Raw genomic sequence first — 14554 nt, forward strand, 5'->3', positions numbered from 1 at the left:
GCGCCCGCACCCACGCGACCCCCGCGCCGCATCCGCGCGCGGCCACCGGTCAGCCCGTGTGCAGCATCAGCCCGATCCCCACGACCAGCAGCCCCGCCGCGGCGAGACGCGGCGCGCCGAAACGCTCTTTGAAGAACAGGGCGCCGATCGCCGCTCCCACGATGATCGACGACTCCCGCAGCGCCGCGACCGGGGCGAGTTCGGCTCGGGTCTGGGCCCACAGGACGAGGGCGTAGGCCAGGACGGACAGCGCCGAGCCGAGCAGGCCGAGGGCGGCGTACGGGCGCAGGAGGCCGGCGGTGCGTCCGCGCCAGCGGTGGACGGCGTAGGCCGGGATGACGACGCCCTGGACGGCCATCAGCCAGGCGATGTAGCCGAGCGGCGAGCCGGAGGCGCGCACGCCGAGTCCGTCGACGACGGTGTACGAGGCGATGGTCAGGCCCGTCGCCAGCGCCGCCCCGACTGCCGCCCAGTCGGGCCGGTGTCCGCGCAGCCCCCACAGCGCGACGCCGGTCAGTCCCGCGCACGACAGCGCAACGCCCGCGGCCGCCCAGCCGTCGGGAACCTCGTGGGCGAAGACGGCGGCCAGGACCGTGACGACGAGCGGCGCCGAGCCGCGGGCGATGGGGTACGCCTGGCCGAAGTCGCCGAGCCGGAACGAGCGCATGAGCAGGGCGTAGTACGCGATGTGGACGACCGCCGAGCACAGCAGGTACGGCCACGCGCCCGGCGCGGGGAACGCGGTGAACGAGGCGAGGGCCAGCCCGATGAGCATGCCGCCGCCCGAGATGAGCGTGAAGCCGACGAGCTTGTCGGTGATCCGGTGGGCGATGGCGTTCCAGGCGGCGTGGGTGACCGCGGCGACCAGGACGGCCACGGTGACCAGCGGGGTCACGCCGCGCGCTCGCGGACGTCCACGAGGGTCGCGTCGGCGTGCCGGACCAGGTCCGCGGGCGCCATGGGGAAGACGACGTGCGGGTTGCCCGCGGCGGCCCACACCACGTCGTGGGCGAGCAGGCTCCGGTCGGCCAGCACCCGCGTCCGCGTCCGGTGCCCGAAGGGCGGCACGCCGCCGATCGCGTACCCGGTCGTCTCGCGCACGACGTCTGCGGCGGCCCTCGTCACCTTCCCCGCGCCCAGTTCCGCGCGCACCCGCTCGACGTCGACGCGCGAGGCGCCGTCCATCAGGACGAGCACCGGCGTGCCGTCGGCCGCGAAGATCAGGGACTTGCAGATCTGGCTCAGCTCGCACCCGATGGCGGCGGCCGCCTCGGCGGCGGTGCGGGTCGACTCGGGGAAGCCGCGCGTCGGGAGGCCGTCCAGGCCGAGGGCGCGGAGGGCGTCGGTGAACCGGGGGTGCGCGGCAGGCGGGGTCATGGGGGCACGCTAGCGGCCGGTGCGGGGAGCGGGCGAGCCGATTGCGGGCGTTCCCGCCGGGCGCGGACGCGCCGGCATGGGGAAGCGCCCGGCCCCCTGGAGGGGACCGGGCGCTTCGCCGTCAGCCGGGGCCGTCGCACAAGACGGCCGGCGCGGGGACGTCAGCCGCGGCGGTGGTGGCCGTCACGGTCGTGACGGTCGTCGCGGTCGCCACGGCCGTGACGGTCGTCGCGGTCACCACGGCCGTGACGGTCGTCGCGGTCACCACGGCCGTGACGGTGGCCCCAGGACTCGGCGTCCACGAGGCGGCGGTGGTCGTCGCGCAGCACGGCGGTGCCGGCGTGGTTGTCCAGCACCTCGTGGTGGCGGTCCTGGAACAGGTCGGTGCGGGTGTCGCGGCCCACGCCGGTGTGGATGCGGACGGTGGCGCGGGGGGCCAGCCGGTAGTGGCGGAAGGTGTAGGTCGCGCCGCGCTCGGCCGACAGGGTCCACCCGCTCAGGTTGACCGCGTGACGGGTGGTGTTGGTCAGCTCGACCCATTCCTTGTTCAGCGAGTGGGCGGAGCGGTCGTTTCGGCCCGGCGCGTCGTACTGCACGGCGCTGATCTGCACTTCCGCCCGGTTGTGGCGGGAGTGGTCGGCCGCGGAGGCCGGCAGCGCCACCGTCCCGACGACGGCCGCGGCGATCGCGGCGGCGGCGAGACAGCGGGCGGAAACAGTGTTAAAGGACACAAGGTCTCCTTGCGTGGTGCGGGTCACGGCCTGATCGGCCGCAGGGCCAACACTCGACCACCGGCCGCGTTCCGCGCGCCTGTTTGGCACCCCGCGTTACGAACCGTCCACATTCCGGTGACAGTAGGCTTCCATGTCCATATATGTACTGAAGGCTCCGAACCATTGGAATCACTGCCCTGCGGGCCTCTTCCGCCGTCGGCCGTCACCCGAAAGTGGGTCACAGAGCGAGGCGCGAGATCGACGGCCGGCAAGTGCGGAAACGACGGCCGGCAGGTGCGGGAAGGGCGGGGTCCGGGATGCGGAAAGGGTGGCGTCCGGGGTGCGGAGAGGACGGGAAAAAGGGAAGCCGGTGAGGGCGCCCCGTCCCCACGGAGCCCTCACCGGCGGTCTATCTCCCTCGCGTCTCGCGCGTCAGGCGCTCGCGACGCGGGCGGTCGCACGTGTCAGGCGCGGACGAGTTCCCGGTCGTCGTCCGGGTCCGCGTCCTTGGCGCCGTCGCCGTCGCCGTGCGCCTTCAGGCCCTCGCCCTCGACGTCCACGTTGGGCAGCGCGCGGTCCAGCCACCTCGGCAGCCACCAGGCCTTCCGGCCCAGCAGCGCCAGGACGGCCGGCACGATGGCCATGCGCACGATGAACGCGTCGAAGAAGACGGCGATCGCGAGGCCGAAGCCGATCATCTTGATCATCGACTCGCTGGAGCTGATGAAGCCGCCGAACACGGCCATCATGATCACCGCGGCTGCGGCCACCACCTTGGCGCTGTGCCGGAAGCCGGTCACGATGGCCTGGGCCGGGCTCTCGCCGTGGACGTACGCCTCGCGCATGCGGGTCACGAGGAAGACCTCGTAGTCCATCGCGAGGCCGAAGACGACGCCCACCATGAAGATCGGCATCATCGACATGATCGGCCCGGTCTCCTCGACGCCGATCAGGCCGCCGAGCCAGCCCCACTGGAACACGGCGACGACGGCGCCGAGCGCGGCGAGCACGCTGAGCAGGAACCCGAGGGCCGCCTTCAGCGGGACCAGGATCGAGCGGAAGACCACGATCAGCAGCAGAAAGGCCAGGCCGACGACCAGGCCCAGATACGGGACGAGCGCGTCGTTGAGCTTCTGCGAGAAGTCGATGTTCATCGCCGTGGTGCCGGTGACGAGCACCTGCGCGCCCGTCTCGGACCGGACGTCGGCGCCCTGGCCGCGGATGGCGTGGACCAGGTCCTCGGTCTGCGCCGAGGAGGGCTTGGAGTCGGGTATGACGGTGATCGTCGCGGTGTCGCCGGCCTTGTTGAAGGCGGCCGGGGTGACCGTGACGACGTCCTTGAGATCCTTGATGCCGTCGGTCACCGAGGCGGCCGCGGCCTGCGGGTCGTCGCTCTGCCGGGCGTCGACGACGATCATCAGGGGCCCGTTGAAGCCGGGGCCGAAGCCCTCGGAGAGCAGGTCGTAGGCGCGGCGCTGGGTGGTGGACGTCGGCTGCGAGCCGTCGTCGGGCAGTCCCAGTTCCAGCTGGGTGGCGGGGACGGCGATCGCGCCGAGCCCGAGCACGCCGAGCAGCAGGACCGCGGCCGGGCGGCGGATGACGAAGCTCGCCCAGCGCACGCCCGGACCGGGCCTGGCCGGCCGGGACGCGGACGGCTCCGCCGCCGTCGAGGCCCCCGCCGCCTTGCCGCTCCCGGCGCCGCGCGGCCTGCGCTTCTCGCCCGTCGCGCGGATCCTGCGGCCGGCGAAGCCGAGCAGCGCGGGGATCATGGTCAGCGCGATGAGAACGGCGACCACGACGGTGCCGGCCGCCGCGAGGCCCATCTTGGTCAGCATCGGCACGTTGACGACGGACAGGCCCGCCAGGGCGATCACGACCGTGAGGCCCGCGAAGACCACCGCCGATCCGGCGGTGCCGGTGGCGCGTCCGACCGCCTCCTCGCGGTCGCGGCCCTCGGCCAGCTCACTGCGGTAGCGGGAGACGATGAACAGCGCGTAGTCGATGCCGACCGCGAGCCCGATCATCAGGGCGAGCGTGGAGGTGGTGTCGCCGAGGTCGAGCGCCTTGGCGAGGGCGGTGATGGCGGAGACGCCGATGCCGACGCCGATGATCGCCGTCAGCAGCGGCAGTCCGGCCGCGACCAGCGACCCGAGGGTGACGACGAGGACGACGGCTGCGATGGCGAGACCGATGACCTCGCCGGCCGCCCCGGGCTCGGCCCCGGCCTGAAGCGCGTCACCGCCGACGTCGACGGTGAGCCCGGCGGCGCGGGCGTCGTCCGCGGCCTGCTCCAGGGTGTGCCGGGTCGCGTCCGTCAGCTCCATGCCGGGCGCGTCGTAGCGGACCGACGTGTAGGCGACCGTCGCGTCCTTGCTCACGGCGTGCGTCGTGAACGGGTCGGCGACGGAGACCACCTCGGAGCCGCCGCTCAGGGCCTTGACGGTCCTGTCGACGGTGGCCCGGTTGGCGGCGTCCGTCATCTTCTGGCCCTCGGGGGCCTTGAAGACGATGCGCCCGGTCGCGCCGTCGGCACTGGCTCCCGGGAAGCGCTGTTCCAGCAGGTCGAAGGCCTTCTGGGCTTCGACGCCCGGAATGGAGAAGGAGGTGGTGCCCGGTGCGGGCGCGGTCGCGGCGCCGACTCCGGCGAGGGTCAGCAGCGCGACCCACATCAGGGCGACGAAGCCGCGCCGCCGGAAGGCGAAACGGCCGAGTTTGTAGAGGAACGTGGCCACGGAGGCGTACTCCCGGTCAGGTCGTGTGCGTGCAGGGCAGGGTTGACCAACCCGGCGTGAGGCAGGGGTGATCGGCCCGACGACGTGAGCGGTGACGTCAGGATGGGCGGACCGCGGGGACGGTCAGGGGGTGGGCGCGCCGAGGGCGGGGAGGACCACGGCGTCGATGTACGCGAGGAGGAACGCCTGCGTCGGCGGCTGTTCGTCGAGCATGGTGCGGGCGGCGAACGCGCCGATCATCATGTGCGGGACGAAGTGCATCGCCGGGTTGTCGGCGCGGACCTCGCCGCGGTCGACGGCCCGTTGCAGCACACGGCCGAACTCGGCCATCTCCGGCTCGACAAGGTGTTCCTTGAAGGCCTTGAGCAGGTCCGGGTTGCCGTGGACGGCCATGGCCAGACCCCGCATCAGGGCGGAGTTCTGTTCCATCTCGCAGTCGTCCGAGCGCATGGTGAGGGCGTGCAGGTCGCCCCGCAGCGTTCCGGTGTCGACCTCGTCGGCGGAGCCGCCCGGCTTGGCGTGGCGGACCGCTTTGGCGACCAGTTCGGCCTTGCCGCCCCACTGGCGGTAGAGCGTGGCCTTGCTGGACCGGGTGCGAGCGGCGACGGCGTCCATGGTGAGGGCGTCGTAGCCGACTTCGCGGAGCAGTTCGAGCACGGCCTCGTAGAGCTCGGCCTCGCGCTCGGGGGTGATGCGGCTGCGACGCGCCGTTGCGACCTCAGTCATTCCGCTCCCCTTCCCTGCTCCGAACCGAAACGAACCACCGACCGAACCACCGGCCGAACCGGCCGGCCGACCGAACTGGTCGAAGCGATCGAACCGGTCCGACCGAGCCGATGCGACACGGTCACGGTTCCCTGTGCGTACTCCCCGAATGTAGCGCACCTCACTGCGAAACGAAACTGTTTCGTACGTGTTCTGTCTCACCCGCGCCCGGTTCCGCACACATATCACAAGTTGCTCCGGTCCATCCCCCGGAAAAGCATGGGGAGGTGAGCTATCTGCGTCTGCCCCATCTCCATGGTGACCTGTTGTGCTTCGTGGCCGAGGACGACCTCTGGCTGGCCCCGCTGGCCGGTCCGGGCCGCGCCTGGCGACTCACCGTCGACCGCACGAAGGCCGGACACCCCCGCTTCTCGCCCGACGGCCGCCTGATCGCGTACACGAGCTGGCGCAGCCTCGTCCCGGAGATCCACCTGGTGCCCGTGGACGGCGGGCCGGGGCGGCGGCTGACCTACTGGGGCAGCTCCGACACCCGGGTCTGCGGCTGGACGCCCCCGGACGCGGACGGGAACGCCGACATCCTCGCCGTCGCCTCCCACGGCGAGCCCTTCTCCTACTTCACCTGGGCCTACAAGGTCACCCCCGACGGCTCCCCCGGCCGCAAACTGCCCTGGGGCCCGGTCAGCGACCTCCAGGTCGCCGACCTCGACGGCGACCGCCGCACCCTCCTGCTCACCGGCACCCCGCCGCACGAGCCGGCCGCCTGGAAGCGCTACCGGGGCGGCGCCACCGGACGGCTGTGGCTGCACGGGCAACGGCTCCTGGAGGACGTCGACGGCCACCTCGCCTCCCCCCTCTTCGTCGGCGGCCGTATCGCCTTCCTCTCCGACCACGAGGGCGTCGGCAACCTCTACTCCTGCGCCCAGGACGGCTCCGACCTGCGCCGGCACACGGACCACGACGACTTTTACGCCCGGCACGCCGCCGGCGACGGCGACCGGGTGGTCTATCAGTGCGGCGGAGACCTGTGGATCGTCGACGATCTCGCGGCGGGCTCCGAACCGCGCCGGATCGACGTGCGCATGGGCGGGCCGCGCGCGGGACGGCGGCCCTACCAGATCCCCGCCGCCCAGCACATCGACGGCGTCTCCGTCGACGAGACCGGCCGGGCGAGCGCCGTCGTCGTCCGGGGCAGCCTGTACTGGCTGACCCACCGCGACGGTCCCGCCCGCACCATCACCGACACCCCCGGCGTGCGGGTGCGGCTGCCCGAGATGCTCGGCCAGGGCGGACAGGTCGCCTATGTGACGGACGCGGACGGCGAGGACGCCGTCGAGGTCGCCCATCTGCCCCGCGCGACGGGCTGCCGGGCGCCCCGGCGGCTGGCCTGCGGTCTGCTCGGCCGGGTGCTGGAGACGGCGGCCGACCCGCAGGGCGAACGGCTCGCCGTGGCCTCGCACGACGGCCGGCTGCTCCTCGTCGACCTCACCGAGGAGGCGGCGGACACGGCGGACGACGGGGACGAGGGGCACGCGGAAGAGGCGGGGGAGACAGCGGACCCGGGGGGCGCGGGCGGCAGGGTCACCGAGCTGGTCGTGTCGGCCAACGGGCCCGTGCGCGACCTGGCGTTCTCCCCCGACGGGGCGTGGCTGACCTGGTCGCACCCGGGGATCGGGCGTTCCCTGCGCCAGATCAAGATGGCGCGCATGAAGGACCGGTCGGTCATCGACGTGACCGACGGCCGCTTCGAGGACGAGAACCCCGTCTTCACGCGGGACGGCCGCTACCTCGCCTTCCTCTCCTGGCGCGGCTTCGACCCGGTCTACGACGTGCACACCGGCGACCTGTCCTTCCCGCTGGGCTGCCGCCCCTACCTCGTGCCCCTGTCCTCCGCGACGCCCTCGCCGTTCGCGCTGACCCCCGAGGGCCGGCCGGCCGCCGGCGGACTGGACCCGGTGGAGGACGACGGCGGCGGCGCCGACGGGACCGTCACCGTGGAGACCGAAGGACTGGCCAGCCGGGTCACCCCGTTCCCCGTCGCCGCCTCCAAGTACTCGGCCCTGCACCCGGTGGCGGGCGGCGGACTGGTGTGGCTGCGCTGGCCGATCTCGGGCGCCCTCGGCGAGACCTTCGCCAACCCCGACGACACCAGCGGCCGCCCGACCCTGGAGCATTTCAACATCAGCAAGGCGAAGAAGTCCGAACTCGTCGACGACCTCGACTGGTTCGCGCTGAGCGGCGACGGCACCCGGCTCGTCGTGGTCGACGAGGGCGAACTGCGGGCGGTGCCGTCCACCGAGACCGGCGACCCCGACTCCACGGTCTGGATCGACCTGCGGCGCATCCTGCACGAGGTGGACCCGGGCGCCGAATGGCGCCAGTCGTACGAGGAGGCCGGCCGGCTGATCCGCGCCTACTTCTGGGACCCCGGCATGTGCGGGATCGACTGGGACGCCGTCCTCGGCCAGTACCGGCCGCTCGTCGAACGGGTCGCCTCCCCCGACGAGTTCGCCGACCTGCTGCGCGAGGTGCTGGGCGAACTGGGCACCTCCCACGCGTACGTCACGGCCGCCCGCCGCAACGAGGGACCGCCGCACTACCAGCGGCTCCAGGGCCTCCTCGGCGCCAACCTCGTACGGCGTGACGCGGGTTGGACGATCCGGCGGATCCTGCCCGGCGACTCCTCCGACTCCAAGGCGCGTTCGCCGCTGGCCGGCACCGGCATCCGGGAGGGCGCGGTCCTCACCCACGTCGACGGCCGCGAGGTCGACCCGCTGGCCGGCCCCTACCCGCTGCTGGCCGGCGCGGGCGGCACCACGGTGGAACTCACGCTCGCCCCCGCCGAGGGCGAGCCGGGCCGGCCGCGCCGGGTGGCCGTCGTCCCGCTCGTCGACGAACGCCCCCTGCGCTATCAGGACTGGGTGGCCAAACGGCGGGCCGTGGTACGGGAGTTGAGCGACGGCCGGTGCGGCTATCTGCACATCCCGGACATGGGCGGCTCCGGCTGGGCCCAGTTCAACCGCGACCTGCGCGGCGAGGTCGCCCGGCCCGCCCTGATCGTGGACGTGCGCGGCAACGCCGGCGGCCACATCAGCGAACTGGTGGTGGAGAAGCTGACCCGGACGATCCTGGGCTGGGACCTCACCCGCGACGCCGAACCGGTGTCCTACGCCTCCAACGCCCCGCGCGGACCGGTCGTGGCGCTGGCGGACGAGGCGACCTCCTCCGACGGCGACATGATCACGGCCGCCTTCAAACTGCTCGGGCTGGGCCCGGTGGTGGGCCAGCGCACCTGGGGCGGCGTGGTCGGCATGACCGGCCGCCACCGGCTCGGCGACGGCACCGTCATCACCGTCCCGATGAACGCGGCCTGGTTCGACGCGTACGGCTGGTCCGTGGAGAACAAGGGCGTCACACCCGACCTGGAGATCCTGCGCACCCCCCTCGACTGGGCCGAGGGCCGCCACGCCCAGCTCGACGACGCCGTGCAACTGGCGCTGGAGCTGCTCAGTAAGAACCCGCCCGCGACCCCGCCCGACTACGCCGACGTCCCCGACCGGTCCCGGCCGAAGCTGCCCCCGCGCACCACCTGACCGCACACGAGGAGGGGCGCCCCGGGCCCGGGGCGCCCCTGTGCTCATGTCACCGGCCGCCGGAGCGGGGTGTCAGAAGCTCTCTTCGTCGAAGCCGACGCGCTCGCGCTCGCGGTCCCGCTCCTGCGGGTTGCGGCGCTCCGACGCCTCGTGCTCGGGACGCATGCGCTCCGGCGTCCCGCGCTCCGGACGCATGCGCTCCGCCGACTCGCGCTCCGGACGCATGCGCTCGGCGTCCTCGCCCGGACGCTGCTTGCCGCGCTGCTGGACCTGCTCCTTGGCCTGCTGGGCCTTCTGCTTGGCCTGCTGCGCCATGTGCTCGGACCGGTCCTGGAACTTGTCCTTCATACCCATGTGGGTTCACTCCTGTAGGAGATGAGGGGGGTTGGGGCCCCGTGGTGGGGCCTCGACCAGATTCACACGGGCGGTCACGGTACGCATGTCGATCAACTACGCTGCGTAGCCCTCGCTTGTTCGTCGGCGGACCCGCCCGCCCCCACCAGCCCCGTCCGCATCCCCTGCAACCGGGGCGCGAACCGCTTCATCTCCCGCCGGCCGACCGTCCCGATGATCCCGGGCAGATAGCCGCGCACCGACTGCATCCCCCGCAGCCACCCCTGCCCGTACACGTGCGGGGAGCGCCGCTCGATGCCGGCCACGATCCGGTCGACCGCCGGTCCGAGCGGGTACGTCTTGTTCGCCGGCCACGGCAGCCGCTGCCTCAACTCCCGCATCACCTCGTCCTGGTCGGCCCCGCGCACCATGTCGGTGTCCGTCCACGACAGGTATCCGACGCCCACCCGGACGCCCTGGTGGGCGACCTCCGCGCGCAGACTGTGGGCGAACGCCTCCACGCCCGACTTGGACGCGCAGTACGCGGTCATCATCGGCGCGGGCGTGATCGCGGCGAGGGAGGCGATCTGGAGCAGATAGCCGCGGCTCTCGCGCAGCAGCGGCAGGAAGGCGCGGGCCGTGACGGCCGACCCGATCAGGTTGACCTCGACGACCCGCCGCCACGAGTCCGGGTCGGAGTCCGCGAACGGACCGCCGTTGGCCACACCGGCGTTGGCCACCACGACGTCCACCTTGCCGAAGCGCTCCTTCACCTCTGCCGCCACCGCGCTCATCGCCTCGTGGTCGGTGACGTCGGCGTACCAGTGGTCGCTGTCGCCGTGCAGCCGCTCGGACACCTGCTTCAGCGCGTCCGGCTCCAGACCGACGAGCGCGATGCTCGCGCCGCGTGCGGAGAGCTTGCGGGCGAGCAGCTCCCCGACCCCCCGCGCCGCCCCGGTGACCACGACGACCTGTCCCTCGAGCTCGACCCTGCTCATGCGCCCTCCTTCAACTGCGTGTACGTGGTGACGAGTTCCCGGATCCGTGCGGTGACCAGGCCGGGCTCCTCGACCGGCGTCATGTGTCCGACGCCGGGCAGTTCGGTGACGCCCAGGCAGTGCGGCAGCGCCGCCGCGATGCGGTGCGCCTGCACCGGCGGCGTCAACCGGTCGGCGGTGCCGACCAGCACGGCCGTCGGCACGCTCAACCGGCCGACGCCGTGGTCGAGATCGAGCAGGTGGAGCACGCCGGACCAGGTATGCCGCACCCGGCGCGGGCAGGCGTGCACGATCCGGGCGCACGCCTCCACCATGTGCGGGGCCGCTCCGGCGCCCATCGTGGCGTACTTCAGGATCCGCATCGCCACGGGTGTGACCGGCCCGAGGGGGGCCCGCGAGCCGAGGACGTGCCGGGTCAGCCAGGTCCGCAGCCGGCCCGGCCGCAGCGGGACGACGGTGGACTCGGCGACCAGCCGGGAGGCGCCGGTGCTGCACAGCAGGACGGCTGCCGCGTGCTCCGCGAAGGCCTCCCGACCGGCCGCCGCCAGCACCGTCATGCCGCCCATGGAGTGACCGGCGATCACCGCCTTCTCGCCGGGCGCCAGGGTCGCCCGCAGGACGGCTTCCAGGTCGTCGGCGAGGGCGTCCGTGCTGCACGCGGTGCTCGCCGGGGTGCGTCCGTGTCCGCGCTGGTCGTAGGCGATCACGCGGTGGTCGACGGCGAGTTCGCGGATCTGGGCCGCCCAGAACTTCGTCGAGCAGGTCCAGCCGTGGGCGAGGACGACGGCGGGCGCGGACCCGGCCCCCGAGGCCGGGCCGTGGATCTCGACGTGCAGCCGTGCGCCGTCGGCGGAGACGGCGGTCAGCTCGCGCACGGCGACGGAGGCGACGGCGCTCATGCCGTCACCTCCTTCTCCTCGCCGGGCTGCGCGCTGCCGGACCCGGGACGGGCGCTCGCGCGCACCACCTCGTACTCCGCGAGGTCCACCCGGCGGGTCGCGCGCCGGAACTCGGCGGTGGTGCCCGGCCAGACGGTCGTGTTGCGGCCGCTCGCGTCCAGGTACCAGCTGGTGCAGCCGCCCGTGCTCCACACCGTCCGCTTCATCCGGTCCTGCACCCGGCGGTTCCAGGCGTGCACCGCGCTCGGGCGGGCGTCCAGGGCCGCACGGCCCCCGAGGATGTCCAGCTGGCGCAGGTAGTCGGCCATGTAGTTCAGCTGGGACTCGATCATCAGGATCATGGAGGAGTTCCCCAGTCCGGTGTTCGGGCCGATGATCGTCATCCAGTTGGGGAACCCGGCGGCGGACGCGCCCCGCAGGGCCTCCATGCCGCCCTTCCAGCTCTCCGCGAGGGTCCGTCCGTCCGCGCCCACCACCCGGTCGGCGATCGGCATGTCGGTGACGTGGAACCCGGTGCCGAACACGATCACGTCGGCCTCGGCCTCGGTGCCGTCGGCGGCGACCAGCGTGGAGCCGCGCACCTCGCTCAGTCCGCTCGCGACGACGTCCACGTTGGGGCGCGTGAGGGCCGGATAGTAGGTGCTGGACAGCAGGATCCGCTTGCAGCCGATGCGGTAGTCGGGGGTGAGCTTCGCGCGCAGGGCCGGGTCCTTGACGGCGCGGGCCATGTTGCGCCGGGCGAGCGCCTCGACGAAGCCGAGTTCGTTCGGGTGCTTGGTGAACGCCTGCACCTGAAGCTCGCGGATCCCCCACAGCAGGCCGCGCCGCAGCCGGGCGGTGACGGGCAGGGCCCGGTGCAGGGCGCGCTCCGCACCGCTGACGGCCCGGTCGACGCGGGGCATCACCCACGGCGGGGTGCGCTGGAACAGGGTGAGCCGGGAGACGTCCGGCTGGACGGCCGGCACGATCTGGACGGCCGACGCGCCGGTGCCGACCATGGCGACCCGCTTGCCCGCGAGGTCGTGGCCGTGGTCCCAGCGGGCCGAGTGGAAGACCTTGCCGGGGAAGGAGTCCAGGCCGGGGATCCGCGGGATCTTCGGGTCGGACAGCGGTCCGGTGGCCGACACGACGACGTCCGCGAAGTAGCGCCCGGCGCTCGTCTCGACGTCCCAGCGCAGCTCGCGCGCGTCCCAGGTCATCCGCAGCACCTCGGAGTCGAGCCGCAGGTGCGGCCGCAGCCCGAACACGTCCGTGACGTGCTCCAGGTAGGCGCGGATGTGCTCCTGGCCGGAGAAGGTGCGCGGCCAGTCCGGGTTGGGCGCGAAGGAGAAGGAGTAGAGGTGGGACGGCACGTCGCAGGCGCACCCCGGGTAGCTGTTGTCCCGCCAGGTCCCGCCCACGCTGCCGGCCCGTTCCAGGATCACGAAGTCCGTGATCCCCTCCCGGCGCAGCCGCACGGCGGCCCCCAGTCCGCCGAAGCCGGATCCGATCACCGCCACCCGTACGTGTTCGGTCATCCCGACACCTCCCAGCCGTGCGACTCTCGCGACCTTCGCGACTCTGCCAGTGAACACTGGCGCAATGGGAGGGTAGAACAGCCCCGTACCGATGGGTAGGGGGCCGGGGGAAGGAAAGTTACCGGCGGTACAACATAAGCTTCGCCCGTGACCCACAAGCGCGAGTACCGGACGGAGGAGCTGGCGGCCGAGGCCGGCATCACGGTGCGCACCCTGCGCTTCTACCGCGAGCGCAAACTCCTCGCCCCGCCCCGGCGCGAGGGCCGCATCGCCTGGTACGACGACCACCACCTCGCCCGGCTGCGCACGATCTCGGCCCTCCTCGAACGCGGCCACACCCTCACCGGCATCGCCGAACTCGCCGACGCCCTGGACCAGGGCAGCGACGTCGCCGAACTGATCGGCGTCGGCGGCCCCACCGAGGAGGAGCCCGTCCACCTCACCCCCGAGGAACTCGCCGCCCGCTTCGAGGGCCAGGTCACCCCGGAGAACCTCGCCGCCGCCCTCGACCTCGGCTACCTGGGCACCGACGGCGACGAGATCGTCCACATCAGCAGGCGGCTGCTGGACGTGTCGTCCGCCCTCGTCGCCGAGGGCATCCCGCTCGCCGAGGTCCTCGCGGCGGGCGTCCGCGTCCGCGAACACGCCGACGCCCTCGCCGCGCTCTTCACCGACCTGATCCTGCGCCACGCCACCGAGAAGGACCTCCCCCGCCTGCGCCCCCTGGCCCGCAGCGTGGTCGAGGCGGAACTCTCCCTGGCCCTGGACCGGCGGCTGCGGCACGAGACCCGGGAGACGAGGGAGCGGGGGGCCTGAGGCCCCACCCGGCTCCGGAAGGCCGCAGGCCCGTCTACAGGTCGTAGACGACGGTCACGGGCGCGTGGTCCGACCAGCGCTCCGCGTGCGTGGCCGCCCGCTCCACCAGGCCCTTGACGGCCTTGCCGGCGAGACCGGGCGTGCCGACCTGGAGGTCGATCCGCCACCCCGTGTCGTTGTCGAAGGCCCGGCCCCGGTACGACCACCAGGTGTACGGGCCCGCCATGTCCGGGTGCAGCTCCCGGACGACGTCCACGTAACCGCCGTCCGCCGGGGCGAGGACCCGGCCCAGCCACTCCCGCTCCTCCGGCAGGAAGCCCGAGCTCTTCTGGTTGGCCCGCCAGTTCTTCAGGTCGGCCGGCTGGTGGGCGATGTTCCAGTCGCCGCACACCAGGACCTCACGGCCGTCGGCCGCGGCGCGTTCGCGCAGCTCCTTGAGGTGGGCGAGGAACCCGTCCATGAAGCGGACCTTCTCGTCCTGGCGCTCCGTGCCGACCTCGCCGGACGGGAGGTAGAGGGAGGCGACCGTCACACCGGGCAGGTCGGCCTCGACGTACCGGCCGCTGCCGTCGAACTCGGCCGAGCCGAAGCCGATCCGGACGGCGTCCGGCTCGCGGCGCGTGTAGAGCGAGACGCCCGCACGCCCCTTGGCAGCCGCCGGGGCGTGGGTGACGAACCAGCCCTCGGGAGCCCCCGCGGCCTGCGGCAGCTGCTCCGGCTCGGCCCGCACCTCCTGGAGGCACAGCACGTCGGCGGAGGTGTCCGCGAGCCACTCCACGAAGCCCTTCTTCGCGGCGGCACGCAGTCCATTCACATTCACGGAGGTCACGGTCAGCACCCCGGCACGATACCC

General features: G+C 73.0%; 12 protein-coding genes. 2 read left to right on the top strand and 10 right to left on the bottom strand.

The genetic code is table 11. The features are described 5' to 3' along the window. Nucleotides 1-49: 49 nt before the first annotated feature. The 5 genes from ACGFSH_RS17730 to ACGFSH_RS17750 all read right to left on the bottom strand — a co-directional run bounded on the left by ACGFSH_RS17730 (nt 50) and on the right by ACGFSH_RS17750 (nt 5548). On the bottom strand, nt 50-895 hold the full coding sequence (locus ACGFSH_RS17730; protein ID WP_393349434.1) for an EamA family transporter: 846 nt from the start codon (nt 893-895) through the stop codon (nt 50-52). Then, a complete protein-coding gene (locus ACGFSH_RS17735; protein ID WP_393349436.1) occupies nt 892-1377 on the bottom strand; it encodes a YbaK/EbsC family protein in 486 nt (161 codons plus the stop codon). Before ACGFSH_RS17735 ends, ACGFSH_RS17730 begins: the two co-directional genes overlap by 4 nt. Before the next feature lie 161 nt (nt 1378-1538). Then, nucleotides 1539-2108, bottom strand: a complete 570-nt coding sequence (locus ACGFSH_RS17740; RefSeq protein ID WP_393349438.1) for a lamin tail domain-containing protein — start codon at nt 2106-2108, stop codon at nt 1539-1541. A gap of 446 nt (nt 2109-2554) precedes the next feature. Continuing rightward, nucleotides 2555-4822, bottom strand: a complete 2268-nt coding sequence (locus ACGFSH_RS17745; protein WP_393349440.1) for an MMPL family transporter — start codon at nt 4820-4822, stop codon at nt 2555-2557. A 123-nt stretch (nt 4823-4945) separates the two neighbouring features. Continuing rightward, on the bottom strand, nt 4946-5548 hold the full coding sequence (locus ACGFSH_RS17750) for a TetR/AcrR family transcriptional regulator (RefSeq protein ID WP_393349441.1): 603 nt from the start codon (nt 5546-5548) through the stop codon (nt 4946-4948). A gap of 266 nt (nt 5549-5814) precedes the next feature. Here ACGFSH_RS17750 and ACGFSH_RS17755 point away from each other — a divergent pair, with 266 nt between their 5' ends. Continuing rightward, nucleotides 5815-9138, top strand: a complete 3324-nt coding sequence (locus ACGFSH_RS17755; protein ID WP_393349443.1) for a S41 family peptidase — start codon at nt 5815-5817, stop codon at nt 9136-9138. Nucleotides 9139-9210: 72 nt separating this feature from the next. Here the strand turns inward: ACGFSH_RS17755 and ACGFSH_RS17760 are convergent, their stop codons facing one another. The 4 genes from ACGFSH_RS17760 to ACGFSH_RS17775 form a co-directional block, all read right to left on the bottom strand. Then, a complete protein-coding gene (locus ACGFSH_RS17760; protein WP_393349445.1) occupies nt 9211-9492 on the bottom strand; it encodes a hypothetical protein in 282 nt (93 codons plus the stop codon). Nucleotides 9493-9584: 92 nt separating this feature from the next. Then, nucleotides 9585-10469 carry an SDR family oxidoreductase gene (locus tag ACGFSH_RS17765; protein ID WP_393349447.1) on the bottom strand — a complete coding sequence of 295 codons (885 nt, stop codon included), beginning with the start codon at nt 10467-10469 and terminating at the stop codon, nt 9585-9587. Continuing rightward, nucleotides 10466-11368 (bottom strand): alpha/beta fold hydrolase, encoded by a 903-nt coding sequence (locus ACGFSH_RS17770; protein ID WP_393349449.1) that lies wholly within the window; start codon nt 11366-11368, stop codon nt 10466-10468. Before ACGFSH_RS17770 ends, ACGFSH_RS17765 begins: the two co-directional genes overlap by 4 nt. After that, nucleotides 11365-12885 carry a flavin-containing monooxygenase gene (locus ACGFSH_RS17775; protein ID WP_393349451.1) on the bottom strand — a complete coding sequence of 507 codons (1521 nt, stop codon included), beginning with the start codon at nt 12883-12885 and terminating at the stop codon, nt 11365-11367. Before ACGFSH_RS17775 ends, ACGFSH_RS17770 begins: the two co-directional genes overlap by 4 nt. A gap of 147 nt (nt 12886-13032) precedes the next feature. Here ACGFSH_RS17775 and ACGFSH_RS17780 point away from each other — a divergent pair, with 147 nt between their 5' ends. Continuing rightward, nucleotides 13033-13701, top strand: a complete 669-nt coding sequence (locus ACGFSH_RS17780) for a MerR family transcriptional regulator (protein WP_393349453.1) — start codon at nt 13033-13035, stop codon at nt 13699-13701. Nucleotides 13702-13735: 34 nt separating this feature from the next. On the opposite strand, the gene ACGFSH_RS17785 is transcribed toward ACGFSH_RS17780, so the two are convergent. Beyond that, on the bottom strand, nt 13736-14539 hold the full coding sequence (locus ACGFSH_RS17785; protein ID WP_393349455.1) for an exodeoxyribonuclease III: 804 nt from the start codon (nt 14537-14539) through the stop codon (nt 13736-13738). Nucleotides 14540-14554 lie beyond the last annotated feature (15 nt).

Source organism: Streptomyces sp. NPDC048481 (assembly GCF_043200075.1).
Taxonomy (GTDB): domain Bacteria; phylum Actinomycetota; class Actinomycetes; order Streptomycetales; family Streptomycetaceae; genus Streptomyces.